This window comes from Streptococcus sp. HCA-5024 (assembly GCF_037890265.1).
Classification (GTDB): Bacteria; Bacillota; Bacilli; order Lactobacillales; family Streptococcaceae; genus Streptococcus; species Streptococcus lingualis.
The window spans coordinates 1-17,228 of sequence record NZ_JBBKBR010000006.1; the positions used below are offsets into that span (position 1 = coordinate 1).

Sequence of the window (17,228 nt, forward strand, 5' to 3'; positions counted from 1 at the left end):
TTGATTCCGCCATAGCTCAGTTGGTAGTAGCGCATGACTGTTAATCATGATGTCGTAGGTTCGAGTCCTACTGGCGGAGTATAGAATAAAAGAGATCAAGTAATTGATCTCTTTTTTTACTTTTCATTTTAATGTTAATTAAAGCTCCGTTTAGTTAACGGAGCTTTTCTCTATTTAGTTATTTGGGAAAAATGCTTGATATAAGGCTTTAATTGCTTTTTCTTCTTGATCTTTACTTACAACGAACATAATGGAAACTTCACTAGAACCTTGCGAGATCATTTGAATATTCACTTCATTTTCTGATAGTGCTTTGGCTGCAGTGGCAGTAACCCCTACCTGACTCTTCATTTTCTCACCAACAATCATAATGATAGAAAGATCATGTTCAATTTCGGCTGTGTCAACTTCTAGCTTTTGTGTTAATTGTTTCAGAATCTCTTGTTCTTTGATTGGAGTCAGTTCACGTGAACGCAAAATGATGGATAAATCATCAATTCCTGTTGGCATATGTTCCCAACTGATATTGAGATCTTCTAAAATTTGAAGGACTTTTCGACCAAAACCGACTTCGCGGTTCATAAGGTATTTTGTAGTGTTAATACTAACGAATCCTGAATCACCTGCGATCCCTACAACAGTCACATGATCATTTGAATGTTCCAAAACAATGCGGGTTCCAGGGTGGTCTGGATTATTTGTATTTTTAATGACTAATGGAATTTTACCTCTGTATGCTGGAACAAGTGCTTCATCATGTAAGACTGAAAAACCAGCATAGGCTAATTCACGCATTTCTTTGTAGGTTAATTCAGGAATAGAATGTGGGTGTTTAATAATACCTGGATGTGCTGCAAAGATACCATTTACGTCTGTAAAGTTTTCGTATAAGTCTGCTTTTACACCTGCTGCAATGATCGATCCAGTAATATCAGATCCACCACGAGAAAATGTACAAATATTACCATCTTGAGTAACACCAAAGAATCCTGGAATGACAATCACTTCACTTGACTCTTTTAGTTCTTCAATTTTATCGTAACTAGATGGTAATATACGAGCGTTGGAAGGTTCTGCAGTGACTGTAATCCCTGCCTCTTTTGGATGGATGTATCTTGCTTCTAATCCATTTTGATTGAAATAAGCAGCAATGAGTTTAGCATTGTTATTTTCGCCTGCTGCTAGGAATGCATCGTATGTGAATGGATTCCCTTTTTTAGGTAAATTTGTTAAATCATAGATATCTTCAGCAATTTCTTGAATAATGGAATCTTTGAGACCCAATTCTTCTGTAATGGCACGATAACGTTCAATAATCCACTGTTGTGTTTGTGTGACATCCTTATCTGAAGTAAATTCTTTATAATACCGGATCAGAGCGTCTGTTACTTTTGTATCTTCAGCGTTGCGTTTGCCTGGAGCTGATACAACTACAAATCTTCTTTCTGGATCATCTTTAATGATATCAAGTACTTTTTTTAATTGAGAAGCTGATGCTAGAGAACTTCCACCGAATTTAGTTACTTTCATATTTTCTCCTTAATAGTTTCATTAATACATTATATCAAAGTTCAGTTATTGATACAATGTATTTACAGATAGGGCATAAAATAATTGATTCTGTAGAGGAGAGAAATTGTAATTATTCAAATTTTACAATTTTGTTACATCTTATAGATATATTTTACTATTTTACTTTTTTGTGGTATGATATGTTATAATTCAAAAGTTTTAATATCAAAATATTTTATATTTAAACAAAAGGAGTCTGTGATGTTTGAAACAATTTTGTATTCTGTCGAAAACGACCTCGCGACAATCTCTTTAAATCGTCCTGAAGTATCCAATGGTTTTAACATTCCAATGTGTCAGGAAATTTTAGCTGCCCTGGAAGATGCAGAAAAAAATGAGGAAGTAAAATTCATTATTCTATCAGCAGAAGGGAAAATCTTTTCAGTTGGTGGAGATTTAAGCGAAATGAAACGCGCAGTCGATGCGGATGACATCGAGTCTCTTGTTTTAATTGCCGAATTAGTTAATACGATTTCAAAGAAAATCAAGCAATTGCCAAAACCGGTTATTATGATGGCAGATGGAGCGGTTGCTGGAGCAGCTGCTAACATTGCAGTAGCTGTTGATTTTTGTATTATTAGTGATCGTACTAAATTTATCCAAGCCTTTGTTGGGGTTGGTTTAGCACCGGATGCGGGTGGGTTATTCTTGTTAGGAAAAGCCATTGGCATGTCTCGGGCTACTCATTTAGTAATGACGGGTGAAGCCTTGACTGCTGAAAAGGCATTTGATTATGGCCTAGCTTATCGTGTTTGTGAATCTGAAAGACTCGATAAAACAGTTGAGCAATTGCTTAAAAAATTAAGAAGAGGATCTTCAAATTCTTATGCTGCCATGAAAGAAATGGTTTGGGAAGCATTCTTGAAAGAATGGGACCAATATGCGGGTCTTGAATTGGATTTGCAAAAGAAACTAGCATTTACAGAAGATTTCAAGGAAGGGGTTATTGCCTACTCTGAGAAACGTCGGCCACAATTTAAAGGAAAATAAATTTGTAATTTTTCTATGTTTTGTGAAAAAATGCTTGCAAATTATTTTCATTTTTGATAAAATTTGACTATCAAAGTAAAATTAGGAGGTGGAGTTTTGAATTACCAATTAGTTAACGACTATTTAACATCCATCTTTAATAATGTTTTGGTTATTGAGGAGTCGAGCCTAAGAGCAAGTCGATTCAAAGATGTTTCTATTAAAGAAATGCATACGATCGATGTGATTGGTTCGACACCGAATGCAACCCCGAGTGATATTTCACGGGAGTTGATGGTGACTTTGGGGACTGTCACGACAAGTTTGAATAATCTTGAGCGCAAAGGGTATATCGAAAGAAGAAGATCGGAAGTTGATCGCCGGGTTGTACACTTGAGTTTAACGAAGAACGGTCGTCTACTTTATCGTCTTCATCAGCAATTCCATAAACGGATGGTCAACCAGATTATTGGAGATATGAGTCCCGAAGAGAAGAAAGTGATGCAAAAAGGATTGCAAAATCTGTATCGTTTCTTGGAGGAAATTAAATAATGGTCTTTGCTAAAATTAGTCAAGTTGCTCATTATGCACCTGACCAAGTCGTATCAAATGATGATTTGGCTGAGATCATGGATACAAGTGATGAATGGATCAGTAGTCGGACAGGTATCCTTCGGCGTCACATTTCAAAAGATGAGACGACAAGTGATCTAGCAACAGTCGTTGCACAAAGATTATTAGCAAAAGCAAACTTAGACGCTGAGAAAATTGATTTCATCCTTGTGGCTACGATTACTCCAGACAGCTTAATGCCATCAACTGCAGCCCGGGTACAAGCTAATATTGGTGCTTCTAGAGCTTTTGCCTTTGATCTGACTGCAGCATGTAGCGGATTTGTATTTGCTTTAGCGACTGCTGAAAAATACATTTCTTCAGGTATGTACCAGCGAGGAATTGTGATCGGTAGTGAGACGCTTTCAAAAGTATTAGACTGGTCAGACCGTTCTACTTCAGTCCTTTTTGGAGATGGAGCTGGTGGTGTCTTGCTTGAAGCGAGCGATCAAAAATCGTTTTTGGCTGAAAATCTTTTTACAGATGGTAGTCGAGGTGCTAGTCTTGAGTCTTGCTATTTGGGTCTGTCTTCCCCTTACTCAGATGAAGTTTCTGATCGAAGGTATCTGACAATGGATGGACGGGCAGTTTTTGATTTTGCCATTCGTGATGTAACGAAAAGTATTCAAAAAATGATAGCAGACGCCTCTATGGAAGCAGAAGAGATTGACTTTTTTCTGTTACACCAGGCGAATGACCGAATGTTAGATAAGATGTCAAAGAAGCTGGGTGTCTCTAGAGAGAAAATCCCAGCAAATATGATGGAATATGGGAACACTAGTGCTGCTAGTATCCCTATTCTATTATCGGAGTGTGTCGAGAATCATCGAATCAAGATGGATGGAAGTCAAAAAATTCTTCTGACAGGATTCGGTGGAGGTTTGACATGGGGCACACTTCTTGTTACAATCTAGTTAAACATGTGGAAACACATTTTAAAAATTTATATATTATTTTTTAAGGAGGCCTATCATGGCAGTATTTGAAAAAGTACAAGAAATTATCGTTGAAGAACTTGGTAAAGAACCATCAGAAGTAACTCTTGAATCTACATTCGAAGATTTAGAAGCAGATTCATTGGATTTGTTCCAAGTTATCTCTGAAATTGAAGATGCTTTTGACATCCAAATCGAAACTGAAGAAGGATTGTCTACAGTTGGTGACCTTGTCGCTTACGTAGAAGAAAAAACAAAATAATGATAGATGAGAGTATCGAAAGATATTCTCTCTTGTTTAGGTAATAGTTTGAGGCTCAAAGAAACAATCTTTTAATTTCAAACTATTACTTAAGCGAAAAAAGAGGTAGGTATAATGCAAACACGAATTACTGAACTATTGAATATTAAATATCCGATCTTCCAAGGTGGGATGGCTTGGGTGGCTGATGGCGACTTGGCTGGAGCAGTATCAAATGCCGGTGGTCTTGGAATCATTGGTGGCGGGAACGCTCCAAAAGAAGTTGTAAAGGCCAATATTGATAAGGTGAAGTCTATTACTGATAAGCCTTTTGGCGTGAATATCATGCTCTTGTCCCCATTTGCAGATGATATTGTCGACCTGGTGATTGAAGAAGGTGTAAAAGTTGTTACAACTGGAGCTGGAAATCCTGGGAAATACATGGATCGTTTCCATGAAGCAGGGATCACTGTCATTCCAGTTGTTCCATCTGTTGCCCTTGCAAAACGGATGGAAAAATTGGGTGCCGATGCAGTGATTGCAGAAGGGATGGAAGCTGGAGGTCACATTGGTAAATTGACGACCATGACCTTGGTTCGTCAAGTGGTTGAAGCTGTTTCTATTCCAGTAATTGGTGCTGGAGGTGTCGCTGATGGTGCCGGAGCTGCAGCTGTCTTTATGTTAGGTGCCGAAGCTGTTCAGGTGGGAACTCGTTTCGTGGTTGCTAAAGAATCTAATGCTCACCAAAACTTTAAGAATAAAATCTTGAAAGCGAAAGATATTGATACGGTAGTTTCAGCATCAGTTGTTGGACACCCTGTTCGTGCGATCAAGAATAAATTGGCTTCTGCCTATAACCAAGCTGAAAAAGATTTCTTGGCAGGTAAGAAGACTCAAGAAGAAATTGAAGAATTAGGAGCAGGTGCCCTTCGCAATGCCGTTGTTGATGGAGATGTTGACAATGGATCTGTAATGGCAGGTCAAATTGCTGGGCTTGTCAGCAAGGAAGAAACTTGTGCTGAAATTCTAGAAGATATCTATTATGGAGCAGCCAAGGTGATTCAAAGAGAGGCTGCTCGTTGGGCAGATGTAAACGTCTAAAAACGTCGAAAGGATTAGGATAGTGACAAAACGTGCGTTCTTATTTGCTGGTCAAGGGGCTCAGAAATTGGGCATGGCGAGCGATTTGTATGCGGCTTATCCCGTTGTTAAAGAGACATTTGATACGGCTAGTCGTATTCTAGGTTATGATTTGCGTGAATTGATTGATTCTAACGAAGAAAAACTGAATCAGACACGCTATACTCAACCAGCTATTTTGACAACGTCAGTAGCCATTTATCGTCTCTTAGCAGAAAATGGTATCACTCCTGATATTGTTGCCGGCCTCTCTTTGGGGGAATATTCTGCCCTTGTTGCGGCTGGAGCTCTTTCGTTTGAAGATGCAGTAGCTTTGGTTGCAAAACGTGGAGAATTTATGGAAACAGCTGCTCCTGCTGGAAGTGGAAAAATGGTTGCTGTCATGAATACAGATCCAAGTTTGATTGAAGAAATCTGTCAACAAGCATCTGAAAAGGGTGTAGTAACACCAGCTAACTACAATACTCCAGCACAAATTGTGATTGGTGGTGAAGTTGCGGCTGTGGACTATGCTGTGGAACTATTGAAGGAAGCAGGTGCTAAACGCTTGATCCCTTTGAATGTGTCAGGTCCATTCCACACAGCCTTACTGGAATCTGCTAGTCAAAAATTGGCGGCTGAACTAGAAAAAGTATCATTTAATGATTTTGATCTTCCTTTAGTTGGGAATACAGAAGCGACTATCATGAAGTCAGAAGATGTAAAAGCACTTTTGGCCCGTCAAGTAAAAGAACCGGTTCGTTTCTATGATTCGATTGCTACGATTCAAGACTTTGGTGTAGATGAAGTCATTGAGATCGGACCTGGAAAAGTCTTGTCAGGATTCTTGAAGAAAATTGATAAAACTCTTCCAACTCATAACGTCGAAGATCAGGCTAGTCTAGATGCTCTTCTGAATGCTTAAAACGAGGTAAAGATGGAACTTAAAAATAAAAATGTTTTTGTAACAGGTTCAACACGCGGAATTGGATTGGCTGTGGCTCATAAATTTGCGAGTCTCGGTGCCAACGTTGTCCTAAATGGACGTTCTGAAATTTCTGAGGACTTGCTTGCACAGTTTGCTGACTATGGTGTGACTGTTGTTGGTATTTCTGGGGATATTTCGAATGGCGAAGATGCGCAACGTATGGTTGCTGAAGCTATTGAAAAGCTTGGTAGTGTTGATGTTTTGGTCAATAACGCTGGGATTACAAACGACAAGTTGATGTTGAAGATGACTGAAGAAGATTTTGAACGGGTTTTGAAAATCAACTTGACTGGTGCCTTCAATATGACACAAGCTGTCTTGAAACCAATGTCTAAGGCGCGTCAAGGGGCCATCATCAATATGTCATCTGTTGTAGGTCTCATGGGGAATATCGGTCAAGCTAACTATGCGGCTTCAAAAGCTGGTTTGATCGGTTTCACTAAATCAGTAGCGCGTGAAGTTGCGGCCCGTGGTGTCCGTGTCAATGCTATCGCTCCTGGTTTCATTGAATCAGATATGACTGACGCTATTCCAGAGAAAATGAAAGATGCCATGCTAGCTCAAGTGCCAATGAAACGTATTGGTCAAGCAGAAGAAGTAGCTGAAGTTGCGGCTTTCTTAGCAGGTCAAGAATATTTAACTGGTCAAACAATTGCTATTGATGGCGGCATGACTATGCAATAATGAATGCTCACTGATCGAAAATCACTTACTTAAATATCCATCCGACAAAAGGAGAATATATATGTCTACAAATCGTGTTGTTGTTACAGGTTACGGTGTAACCTCACCAATCGGAAATACACCAGAGGAGTTCTGGAATAGCCTTCATGAAGGAAAAATTGGAATCAAGCCCATTACAAAATTTGATGCTTCTGAAATTCCAGTCTTTAATGCTGGTGAAATTCAAGATTTCCCATTCGATAAATATTTCGTGAAAAAAGATCAAAATCGTATGGATACTTACTCATTGTATGCAATCTATGCTGCGATGGAAGCTATTGAAAATTCAGGCTTGAACATGGAAGAAGAAGACCGCGATCGTGTAGGTGTGATTGTATCATCTGGTATCGGTGGTTTGCAAGAATTGGAAGACCAAATTATCCGGATGCATGAACGTGGGATGAAGAGAATCCAACCAATGTTTATTCCAAAAGCTCTTTCAAACATGGGTGCTGGAAACATCGCACTTAAGATTGGGGCTCAAGGGGTATGTAAATCCGTGACAACAGCTTGTGCTTCTGCTAATGATGCCATTGGTGAAGCCTTCCGCGAAATTAAATTTGGGTTCCATGATGTTGTTTTAGCCGGTGGTTCAGAGGCTTCAATTACTAAGATTGGTATCGGTGGTTTCAATGCCCTTACGGCCCTTTCAACAACGGAAGACCCAGAACGCTCATCTATTCCATTTGACAAAGACCGCAATGGTTTTGTGATGGGGGAAGGTGCAGGGGTTCTTGTCATCGAAAGTTTGGAACATGCCCAAAAACGTGGTGCTAATATTTTAGCTGAGATTGTTGGTTACGGTTCAAACTGTGATGCCTACCATATGACAACGCCAACACCAGACGGTTCAGGTGCTGCAAAAGCGATTAAATTGGCGATCAATGAAGCTGGTATCAAGCCTGAAGATGTCGATTATGTCAATGCACATGGTACATCTACACCTGCCAATGAAAAAGGTGAAAGTGGAGCTATCGTTTCTGTACTTGGTAAAGAAGTTCCTGTATCATCTACTAAATCATTTACTGGTCACTTGCTTGGTGCTGCTGGTGCAGTTGAGGCGATTGCTACCATCGAAGCTATTCGTCATAGCTTTGTACCAAAAACGGCTGGGACCAAAGAATTGTCTGACTACATTGAAGCCAATGTTGTTTATGGTGAAGGCCAAGAAGCTGATATTCAGTACGCTATCTCAAACACCTTTGGTTTTGGAGGACACAATGCTGTTCTGGCCTTTAAACGTTGGGAGGGTTAATTCATGAATATTTCTGAAATCAAAGATTTGTTGGCTCAATTTGATGCGTCAACTTTGCGTGAATTCTCATATAAAAATAATGGCGAAGAATTGAATTTGAGTAAAAACCAAACGAGTTCAGTTGCGGCTACACCGGTTGCTCCTGCAGTTGAAGTGGTAGCAGCTCCTCAAACTCCTGTAGTAGCCCCTGTTGTTGAAGCATCAGCAACTCCAGCTGTAGCGGCTGAACCAGTTGCTGCTCCAGCTCAGGCTGCAGAAGGTGATGTGGTTGAAAGTCCATTGGTTGGGGTGGCTTACTTGTCGCCAGCACCGGATAAACCAGCCTTTGTATCTGTAGGAGACAAAGTTACTAAGGGTCAAACACTCTTGATTATCGAAGCCATGAAAGTGATGAATGAAGTCCCAGCACCAAAAGATGGGGTAGTCACTGAAATTTTGGTAACGAATGAAGAAATGGTTGAATTTGGAAAAGGATTGGTTCGAATCAAATGACAATTGATATTAATGCTATTCGTGAGGCTTTGCCGCATCGTTACCCAATGCTTTTGGTGGATCGCGTTATAGAAACAAGCGAAGATACGATTGTTGCCATTAAAAACGTGACAATTAATGAACCATTTTTTAATGGACATTTTCCACAATATCCTGTTATGCCAGGTGTTCTCATCATGGAAGCTTTGGCACAAACAGCAGGTGTATTAGAGTTGTCAAAACCTGAAAATAAAGGGAAATTAGTCTTTTATGCAGGGATGGACAAGGTGAAGTTTAAAAAACAAGTCGTTCCAGGAGATCAACTGGTGATGACAGCTACTTTTGTCAAACGTCGTGGAACCATTGCTGTTGTTGAAGCGAAAGCAGAGGTAGACGGTAAGCTTGCAGCTTCAGGAACACTTACTTTTGCAATTGGAAATTAAGAAAGGCCTATCTATGTTTCGTAAGATCTTAATCGCCAATCGTGGTGAGATTGCAGTGCGCATTATTCGTGCGGCTCGTGAACTTGGCATCGAGACGGTTGCGGTGTATTCTACTGCTGATAAAGAAGCCTTGCATACCTTACTAGCGGATGAAGCAGTCTGTATTGGCCCTGCTAAATCAACAGAATCTTATTTGAATATGAGTGCTGTCTTGTCTGCAGCTGTCTTAACAGGTGCAGAAGCTATCCACCCTGGTTTTGGATTTTTAAGTGAAAACTCAAAATTTGCAACCATGTGTGAGGAAGTGGGCATTAAATTTATTGGTCCTTCTGCTAAAGTCATGGATTTGATGGGGGATAAGATTAATGCTCGTAAACAGATGATCAAAGCAGGAGTGCCTGTTATTCCTGGATCAGATGGTGAAGTGTATACTGCTGAAGAAGCCCTCGAGATTGCAGAGCGTATTGGTTACCCTGTGATGTTGAAAGCATCTGCAGGAGGCGGTGGTAAGGGAATTCGGAAGGTTGAAAAACCAGAAGATTTGGTTGCTGCTTTTGAATCTGCTTCCTCAGAAGCTCAAGCTGCTTTTGGGAATGGTGCCATGTATATGGAGCGGGTGATTTATCCGGCACGCCACATTGAAGTACAGATTTTAGCGGATCAGCATGGACATGTCATTCACTTAGGTGAACGCGATTGCTCTCTTCAACGAAATAACCAAAAGGTTTTAGAAGAATCCCCTTCAATTGCTATCGGAAAAACTCTTCGTAATCAAATTGGTTCTGCTGCTGTTCGGGCTGCTGAATCAGTTGGGTATGAGAATGCTGGAACGATTGAATTCTTGTATGATGAAGGCAAGGGTGAGTTCTACTTTATGGAAATGAATACCCGTGTGCAAGTAGAGCATCCTGTCACGGAATTTGTAACAGGAGTTGATATCGTTAAGGAACAGATTAAAATCGCAGCTGGACAAGAATTATCCGTTACTCAAGAGGATATTGTCATTAAAGGTCATGCGATTGAATGCCGGATCAATGCGGAAAATCCTTCCTTTAACTTTGCACCAAGCCCAGGTAAGATCACTAATCTCTATCTTCCAAGTGGTGGGGTTGGCTTGCGTGTGGATTCTGCTGTGTATCCTGGTTATACGATTCCACCATACTATGATAGTATGATTGCCAAGATCATTGTCCATGGGGAAAATCGCTTTGATGCACTGATGAAAATGCAGCGTGCTCTTTATGAGTTGGAAATCGATGGTGTCACAACCAATAGCAGTTTCCAGTTGGATTTGATTTCAGATTCACATGTGATCGCTGGTGATTATGACACTGCATTTTTGATGGAACAATTCCTTCCAAATTATAATAAGGAATGATGAAAAAGCCTGGACTTGTGAGGGAAGTATGAACATCATCTTCACAGTTTCAGGCTTTTATAGTAATGCTTCAGATACTGTAGCATATTATAAGGAGTAAGTAATGGCATTATTTTCTAAAAAAGATAAATATATTCGGATCAATCCGAATAGGTCAGCCTGGAAGGAGCCTCAGCCAAAACCTGAAGTTCCTGATGAACTATTTTCACAATGCCCAGGTTGTAAACATACCATTTACCAAAAGGATTTAGGTAGTGAACGAGTATGCCCGAATTGTGGCTATACCTTCCGTATTTCTGCTAAAGAACGCTTGGCGCTGACAGTGGATCCAGCTAGCTTTGAAGAAATGTTTACAGGAATCGAAACAACAGATCCTTTGAATTTCCCAAATTATAAGAAGAAACTAGCAGCAGTTCGGGAAATGACAGGACTGGATGAAGCTGTCCTAACTGGCACTGCCTTGATTAAAGGGCAAAAAGTTGCGCTTGGGATCATGGATTCCAACTTTATCATGGCTTCAATGGGTTCTGTAGTAGGTGAAAAAATTACTCGTTTATTTGAATTTGCGACAAAAGAAAAATTGCCAGTTGTTCTCTTTACCGCTTCCGGTGGTGCTCGGATGCAAGAAGGAATCGTGAGTTTGATGCAAATGGCAAAGATTTCTGCGGCTGTTCAACATCATTCTAAAGAAAAATTATTCTATTTGACAGTATTGACAGATCCGACAACTGGTGGGGTGACAGCCTCATTTGCTATGGAAGGTGATATTATCATGGCAGAGAGTCAGGCCTTGGTCGGGTTTGCCGGTCGTCGCGTGATCGAATCAACTGTGCGTGAAAAATTGCCAGATGATTTCCAAAAAGCAGAATTTCTACAAGAACATGGATTTGTAGACTTGATCGTGGAGAGAAGCCAAATCCGAGCAACAGTTGGACAATTATTGGCCCTTCATGGAGGTAAACATGAGTAAAATAACACAGATTATTAAAGAAGCACGTGACCAAGGAAGATTGACTGCTCTTGATTTTGCTCAAGGAATTTTTGATGATTTTATCGAATTGCATGGAGATCGAAACTTCCGTGATGATGGTGCGGTGATTGGTGGGATTGGACGCTTAGGCGATCAAACGGTTACAGTCGTTGGGATCCAAAAAGGAAAAAATCTTCAGGATAATCTAAAACGTAATTTTGGACAACCACATCCAGAAGGCTATCGAAAAGCTTTGCGCCTCATGAAGCAAGCAGAGAAATTTGGCCGTCCAGTTGTGACCTTTATCAATACAGCGGGTGCTTATCCTGGTGTTGGTGCTGAAGAACGAGGACAAGGTGAAGCCATTGCCCGTAACCTTATGGAAATGAGTGATTTAAAAGTTCCAATTATCGCGATTATCATCGGAGAAGGTGGTTCTGGTGGTGCCTTAGCTCTTGCTGTAGCAGATAAGGTTTGGATGCTTGAGAACTCCATCTATGCAGTCTTGAGTCCAGAAGGTTTCGCCTCTATTCTTTGGAAAGATGGAAGTCGTGCTATGGAAGCAGCAGAGTTGATGAAGATTACTTCTCACGAATTATTAAATATGGAAATTGTCGATAAGGTGATTCCCGAGCATGGATTTTCAAATGGAGAACTACTGGCTCAAGTGAAGAAGGAATTACAGGAAGAGTTAAAGGTTTTACAAGCCTTGCCTCTCGAAGAGCTTCTGGAGCAACGCTACCAACGTTTTCGTAAATATTAAAAAACTGAGCTTGCAAATTGCAAGACTCAGTTTTTTTAAACTTTATTTTGGTGCGATGACTTCTGCACCACCCATGTATGGACGAAGAACTTCAGGAATGGTTACAGAACCATCTTCGTTTTGATAGTTTTCAAGAATAGCAGCGACGGTACGTCCAACAGCTAACCCTGAACCGTTCAAAGTGTGAAGAAGTTTGACTTTACCATCTGCTTCGTCACGGTAGCGGATTTGCGCACGACGAGCTTGGAAATCTTCTGTATTGGAACAGCTTGAGATTTCACGGTAGGTATTTTGTGCTGGGATCCATACTTCTAAGTCGTAAGTCTTAGCAGCTGAGAAGCCCATGTCTCCTGTTGAGAGAGCTACTACACGGTATGGAAGATTCAGTTTTTGAAGGATATTTTCAGCATTGACAACCATTTTTTCCAATTCATCATATGATTCTTCTGGTTTAGCAAACTTCACCATTTCAACCTTATGGAATTGGTGCAAACGGATCAATCCACGAGTATCACGACCAGCTGAACCAGCTTCTGAACGGAATGATGGACTCATAGCGGTGAAATAGATTGGAAGGTCTTTCCCATCAAGAATTTCATCGCGGTAGTAGTTTGTCAAAGGAACTTCGGCTGTTGGAATGAGGACATAATTGGTATCGCTAAGTTCAAAAGTGTCTTCCTTGAATTTTGGATACTGACCAGTACCAAACATAGAATCATGGTTGACCATGTAAGGAGGGATGACTTCAGTGTAGCCTTCCTTGCCATGTTCGTCCAACATAAAGTTGTAGATAGCGCGTTCTAAGCGAGCTCCAAGTCCTTTGTAGAAGAGGAAACGAGCACCAGTGACTTTAGCCCCGCGTTCCCAGTCAAGGATATCAAGGTCTTCTCCTAAATCCCAGTGAGCTTTTGGTTCGAAGCCAAATTCGCGCGGTGTTCCCCAACGGCGAACCTCAACGTTGTCATCCTCATCCGCTCCAACAGGGACACTATCAGCAGGGATGTTTGGAAGGGTAGTAGTGAATTCAGTTAATTTTGCATCGATTTCAGATAATTCTGTATCCAATGCTTTGACCTCTGCAGAGAGAGTTTGCATGGCAGCAATCTTATCATCTGCATTTTCCTTGTTGCGTTTAGCTTGTGCGATTTCAGCAGATACAGTGTTACGCTCTGCTTTGAGATTTTCTACTTTGACTAAGATATCTCGACGTTTAGCATCGATTTCTTTCATTTCATTCAAAATAGCTGCATCTACGCCACGTGTTGCCAATTTTTTAGCAACCGCATCAAAGTCTGTACGAATCCGTTTAATATCTAACATAGCTTCTCCTTTAACAAAAAACACACCTGTTAGAGTGTTGGAGTGGCAGAGCCACGGTTCCATCCAACTTCACAGGTGTGCACTTGATTCGATATTGTATTTTAAAGAAACGGTAGAATTTCAATTAAGATTTCTATCTGCTCGCAGCAACCGCAGACTTTCTGAAAGAACCTCTTAACTTACTTATCCGTTTGCGTCTATTATACAAGAAAAGATCCTATTTTGCAAATAGATTTTTAATTTTAGCCGTGATGATTTGGATCAACGTAGGAAGTTTGACAATTTTATCATTTCCTAGATGTTCCCGAGCAATCTTTAAAATTTTTCCAGAGTCTTTTGAAGCAAAGAGAAATTTTGATTCTCTGGTATAGATTTCAAAATGGCGGCTAATTTTACGTCCGGATACATTGGCTCCGATTCGCTCGATTTCTTGCCAGGGAATTTGAATGTAGTCTTCTACATTTGCATCCGCATAAAATTCAAAAGCGGCATTCCCGACTAGGATTTTTCCAACCTTTCCCCCCACTCCAAGGTAAGAAACCCCTGTAGTATGGAATTCAACGGTTTTATTCAATGATTGAGCCATGAGATCCTCCTGTATTGCTGTTCACTCCATTATATCATAATAAAAAGAAGGCCGAAACCTTCTTTTTAGTTGATCTTTGCTTACATCAAGCCAGCAACGTGTGCTAATACACCGATTACAAAGAGAGCGATGATGATAGTGATTGGAGATACTTTTTTCTTCAACAACCACATACAAGCAAAAGTAAGAAGCAATCCCATCAAACCAGGAATCAATGAATCCAAGTTTTGTTGGAAAGTTGTAACTTTTTCAGGTGTTTGAGATAGGCCTGAACCAACTTGAGCGAAGGCTTCTTGAATTCCTTTGAAACCTTCAGGAAGTTTATCCCAATGGATATAAGCTTTGTCGTCTAATTTGACAGAAGAAACATTGAAGACGAATTTAATAGATACCCAACGTTCTACCAAGACAGCGAGGATGAACATCCCAAGGATAGAAGCCCCTTTAGTGATGTCTTGCAAGATCCCACCAGACATATCTTTGGTAATTTCAGAACCTGCTTTGTAACCAAGTTCTTGCGTGTACCACAAGAAGGCCATACGAATCGCATTCCATGCGATAAAGAAGATGAGTGGGCCAAGGATGTTACCAGACGCAGCAAGTGATGCACCAAGGGCACCAAGGATAGGACGTACTGTAAACCAGAAGACTGGATCTCCGATACCCGCCAAAGGACCCATCATACCAATTTTAACCCCTTGGATGGCAGCATCGTCAATAGCGGCACCGTTTGCTCTTTCTTCTTCAAGAGCAAGCGTTACCCCGATGATAGGAGCGGCAACGTATGGGTGAGTGTTAAAGAATTCCATGTGACGCTCAAGAGCAGCCGCTTGGTCTTCTTTCTTTGTGTAGAGTTTTTTGATAGCTGGGATCAATGAGTATGCCCAACCCAAGTTTTGCATCCGTTCATAGTTCCAAGAACCTTGCAAGAAGGTTGAACGCCACCAAACTTTTTGACGATCTGATTTAGATAATTGTAATTTTTCAGTCATGATAGTGTCACACCTTTCTTAATAGTCTTCGAGAATGTCGCCAATTGGATCGTTAGAAGTAGTGGCACCGCCACCTCCATTGCCACCTTTCTTAGAAAGAGTAAGGTAGATCAAGGCAAGGGCAACACCAATTGCTCCAAGAGCGATCAAAGTTAATTGGCTAACGGCTGCAAGAGCAAAACCGATGGCAAAGAATGGCCATACTTCACGGCTCGCCATCATGTTGATAACCATGGCATAACCAACGGCTACAACCATACCACCACCGATTTGCATTCCATCAGAGAGCCATTTTGGCATTTGTTCAAGAGCAGTTTTGACAGTTTCAGCAGGAATCATCAACAAGAGGGCTGCAGGAATAGCGATACGAAGGCCTTGAAGAAGAAGTGCCACAAAGTGAGCGCGTTCTACACCTTTGATATCCCCTTTTTTAGCAGCAGCGTCGGCAGTGTGAACCAAACCAACGGAAAGGGTACGGACGATCATGGTCAAGAAAAGACCAGCAACTGCAAGTGGAATAGCGACACTTTGAGCGACAGCGATTCCTTTTGCACTGAAGTCTCCCCCAAGTACCATGATGATGGCAGCAGCGACAGATGCAAGGGCAGCATCGGGTGCAACTGCGGCACCAATGTTTGCCCAGCCAAGTGCAATAAATTGAAGTGAACCACCAAGCATAATGCCAGCAGTCAAGTTACCTGTTACCAAACCGATTAAGGTACAAGCAACAAGGGGTTGGTGGAATTGGAATTGGTCAAGGATACCTTCAAGACCTGCTAAGAAGGCAACAACGACCACTAATACCATAGAAATAATAGACATGTTTAAAATCCTTTCGTAAGTAATCGATTATTGAACGTTAGCTTTGTTAATTAAGTCAAACAAATCTTTCTTAGAGTCATTTGGCACTTTACGGACATCAAATTCTACTCCAAGATCACGCATTTTTTCAAATGTAGCCACATCATCTTTATCCATTGACAACACATTGTTCACCATGGTTTTACCAGTTGAGTGGGCCATTGAACCAACGTTCAAGGTTTTAATCGGAACACCACCTTCGATGGCGCGAAGAGCATCTTGAGGTGTTTCAAATAAGATCAAAGCATGGGTATTTCCAAAACGTGGATCTTTAGCAACGTCGATCAATTTTTGAATTGGGACAACGTTTGCTTTGACACCATTTGGTGCTGCTTGCTTGATCAACTCTTTACGAAGTTCATCTTTGGCAACTGAGTCTGAAGCAACGATAATGCGATCTGCTTTTGAATCAGGTGTCCAAGCAGTTGCGACTTGTCCATGAAGAAGACGTGTATCTAAGCGGGCAAGGTTAATCTTGAGTTTTCCATCTCCGATAACCGTTCCTTCTGGAATAGCAGCTTGGGCTACAGGAGCAGCAGCGGCAGTACTAGCTTCTTCAACAGGATTCAATTCTTCTGGAAGGGCTTTGACACCGTCTTTTGCTTCCTTGATGATGTTTGCAGCGACTTGATCAACGCCGGCATTTGCATCCATCAAACGTTCTGTATAAGCTTGAATCAACATCGGAAGGTTCAATCCTGTGATGATCGCAAATTTACGATCTGGATTTTCTCCCATGACGCGACTTGCTTGGTTAAATGGAGAACCACTCCAAAGGTCAGCCAAAACCAAGACTTCATCTTCTGCATCAAATGCGGCAACAGCTGCATTAAATTTAGCATAAAGATCATCCGGGCCTTCACTTGGCATGAACGTAACCACTTGAACTTTCTCTTGATCCCCAAAGATCATCGAGCCGGATTGGTGGATTCCAGCTGCAAATTCACCGTGGCTAGCAATAATGATACCAATACTCATTATTGACATTCCTCCTTATAAAATTTGTTTGACTTTCAGTTTAAGAAAACTT

Annotated in this window: 19 protein-coding genes and 1 tRNA gene; 14 read left to right on the forward strand and 6 right to left on the reverse strand. The window is 40.9% G+C overall.

What is annotated here, in order from left to right:
- The first annotated feature begins 5 nt into the window (after positions 1 to 5).
- A tRNA-Asn gene (locus WKT08_RS08435) sits at positions 6 to 79 on the forward strand.
- A 95-nt stretch (positions 80 to 174) separates the two neighbouring features.
- Here the strand turns inward: WKT08_RS08435 and WKT08_RS08440 are convergent.
- Positions 175 to 1,530, reverse strand: coding sequence for an aspartate kinase (locus tag WKT08_RS08440; RefSeq protein ID WP_340281378.1), 1,356 nt, complete (start codon positions 1,528 to 1,530; stop codon positions 175 to 177).
- Between the two features lie 240 nt (positions 1,531 to 1,770).
- Between WKT08_RS08440 and fabM the strand changes: the two genes are divergently transcribed.
- The 13 genes from fabM (at position 1,771) to WKT08_RS08505 (ending at position 12,439) form a co-directional block, all read left to right on the forward strand.
- Positions 1,771 to 2,562 carry a trans-2-decenoyl-ACP isomerase gene (gene fabM / locus WKT08_RS08445; protein ID WP_045760237.1) on the forward strand — a complete coding sequence of 264 codons (792 nt, stop codon included), beginning with the start codon at positions 1,771 to 1,773 and terminating at the stop codon, positions 2,560 to 2,562.
- A gap of 96 nt (positions 2,563 to 2,658) precedes the next feature.
- Positions 2,659 to 3,093, forward strand: a complete 435-nt coding sequence (gene fabT, locus WKT08_RS08450) for a fatty acid biosynthesis transcriptional regulator FabT (protein WP_003003993.1) — start codon at positions 2,659 to 2,661, stop codon at positions 3,091 to 3,093.
- Positions 3,093 to 4,067 carry a beta-ketoacyl-ACP synthase III gene (locus WKT08_RS08455; RefSeq protein WP_340281380.1) on the forward strand — a complete coding sequence of 325 codons (975 nt, stop codon included), beginning with the start codon at positions 3,093 to 3,095 and terminating at the stop codon, positions 4,065 to 4,067. The genes fabT and WKT08_RS08455 overlap by 1 nt, the downstream gene beginning before the upstream one ends.
- A 58-nt stretch (positions 4,068 to 4,125) precedes the next feature.
- Complete coding sequence (locus WKT08_RS08460; protein ID WP_003003892.1) at positions 4,126 to 4,350, forward strand: acyl carrier protein; 225 nt, start codon at positions 4,126 to 4,128, stop codon at positions 4,348 to 4,350.
- A 114-nt stretch (positions 4,351 to 4,464) separates the two neighbouring features.
- Entirely contained in the window at positions 4,465 to 5,430 is a 966-nt protein-coding gene (fabK, locus tag WKT08_RS08465; RefSeq protein ID WP_049522748.1) for an enoyl-[acyl-carrier-protein] reductase FabK, read from the forward strand.
- A gap of 22 nt (positions 5,431 to 5,452) precedes the next feature.
- The gene (gene fabD, locus WKT08_RS08470; protein ID WP_118228674.1) at positions 5,453 to 6,373 is read left to right on the forward strand and encodes an ACP S-malonyltransferase; all 921 of its coding nucleotides are present in this window, start codon (positions 5,453 to 5,455) and stop codon (positions 6,371 to 6,373) included.
- 12 nt (positions 6,374 to 6,385) lie between these two features.
- The gene (gene fabG / locus WKT08_RS08475; protein ID WP_003010456.1) at positions 6,386 to 7,120 is read left to right on the forward strand and encodes a 3-oxoacyl-[acyl-carrier-protein] reductase; all 735 of its coding nucleotides are present in this window, start codon (positions 6,386 to 6,388) and stop codon (positions 7,118 to 7,120) included.
- A 61-nt stretch (positions 7,121 to 7,181) separates the two neighbouring features.
- Entirely contained in the window at positions 7,182 to 8,414 is a 1,233-nt protein-coding gene (gene fabF / locus WKT08_RS08480; RefSeq protein WP_340281385.1) for a beta-ketoacyl-ACP synthase II, read from the forward strand.
- Positions 8,415 to 8,417: 3 nt separating this feature from the next.
- The gene (accB, locus tag WKT08_RS08485; protein WP_049490989.1) at positions 8,418 to 8,906 is read left to right on the forward strand and encodes an acetyl-CoA carboxylase biotin carboxyl carrier protein; all 489 of its coding nucleotides are present in this window, start codon (positions 8,418 to 8,420) and stop codon (positions 8,904 to 8,906) included.
- A complete protein-coding gene (fabZ, locus tag WKT08_RS08490; protein WP_049490988.1) occupies positions 8,903 to 9,328 on the forward strand; it encodes a 3-hydroxyacyl-ACP dehydratase FabZ in 426 nt (141 codons plus the stop codon). The genes accB and fabZ overlap by 4 nt, the downstream gene beginning before the upstream one ends.
- Before the next feature lie 13 nt (positions 9,329 to 9,341).
- A complete protein-coding gene (locus WKT08_RS08495; protein WP_003003860.1) occupies positions 9,342 to 10,706 on the forward strand; it encodes an acetyl-CoA carboxylase biotin carboxylase subunit in 1,365 nt (454 codons plus the stop codon).
- Positions 10,707 to 10,809: 103 nt separating this feature from the next.
- Positions 10,810 to 11,676, forward strand: coding sequence for an acetyl-CoA carboxylase, carboxyltransferase subunit beta (gene accD / locus WKT08_RS08500; protein ID WP_021154503.1), 867 nt, complete (start codon positions 10,810 to 10,812; stop codon positions 11,674 to 11,676).
- Complete coding sequence (locus WKT08_RS08505; RefSeq protein ID WP_021154504.1) at positions 11,669 to 12,439, forward strand: acetyl-CoA carboxylase carboxyl transferase subunit alpha; 771 nt, start codon at positions 11,669 to 11,671, stop codon at positions 12,437 to 12,439. The genes accD and WKT08_RS08505 overlap by 8 nt, the downstream gene beginning before the upstream one ends.
- Before the next feature lie 42 nt (positions 12,440 to 12,481).
- Here the strand turns inward: WKT08_RS08505 and serS are convergent, their stop codons facing one another.
- From serS to WKT08_RS08530, 5 genes are all read right to left on the reverse strand, one after another.
- Positions 12,482 to 13,759, reverse strand: coding sequence for a serine--tRNA ligase (serS, locus tag WKT08_RS08510; RefSeq protein WP_340281391.1), 1,278 nt, complete (start codon positions 13,757 to 13,759; stop codon positions 12,482 to 12,484).
- 217 nt (positions 13,760 to 13,976) lie between these two features.
- Positions 13,977 to 14,345: a DUF956 family protein gene (locus tag WKT08_RS08515; protein ID WP_023920226.1), complete on the reverse strand. Its 369-nt coding sequence runs from the start codon at positions 14,343 to 14,345 to the stop codon at positions 13,977 to 13,979.
- An 80-nt stretch (positions 14,346 to 14,425) separates the two neighbouring features.
- Positions 14,426 to 15,337 carry a PTS system mannose/fructose/sorbose family transporter subunit IID gene (locus WKT08_RS08520; RefSeq protein ID WP_031575187.1) on the reverse strand — a complete coding sequence of 304 codons (912 nt, stop codon included), beginning with the start codon at positions 15,335 to 15,337 and terminating at the stop codon, positions 14,426 to 14,428.
- 18 nt (positions 15,338 to 15,355) lie between these two features.
- Positions 15,356 to 16,159 (reverse strand): PTS mannose/fructose/sorbose transporter subunit IIC, encoded by an 804-nt coding sequence (locus WKT08_RS08525; RefSeq protein ID WP_340281395.1) that lies wholly within the window; start codon positions 16,157 to 16,159, stop codon positions 15,356 to 15,358.
- Positions 16,160 to 16,186: 27 nt separating this feature from the next.
- Positions 16,187 to 17,176: a PTS sugar transporter subunit IIB gene (locus WKT08_RS08530; protein WP_003010431.1), complete on the reverse strand. Its 990-nt coding sequence runs from the start codon at positions 17,174 to 17,176 to the stop codon at positions 16,187 to 16,189.
- Positions 17,177 to 17,228: the final 52 nt, after the last annotated feature.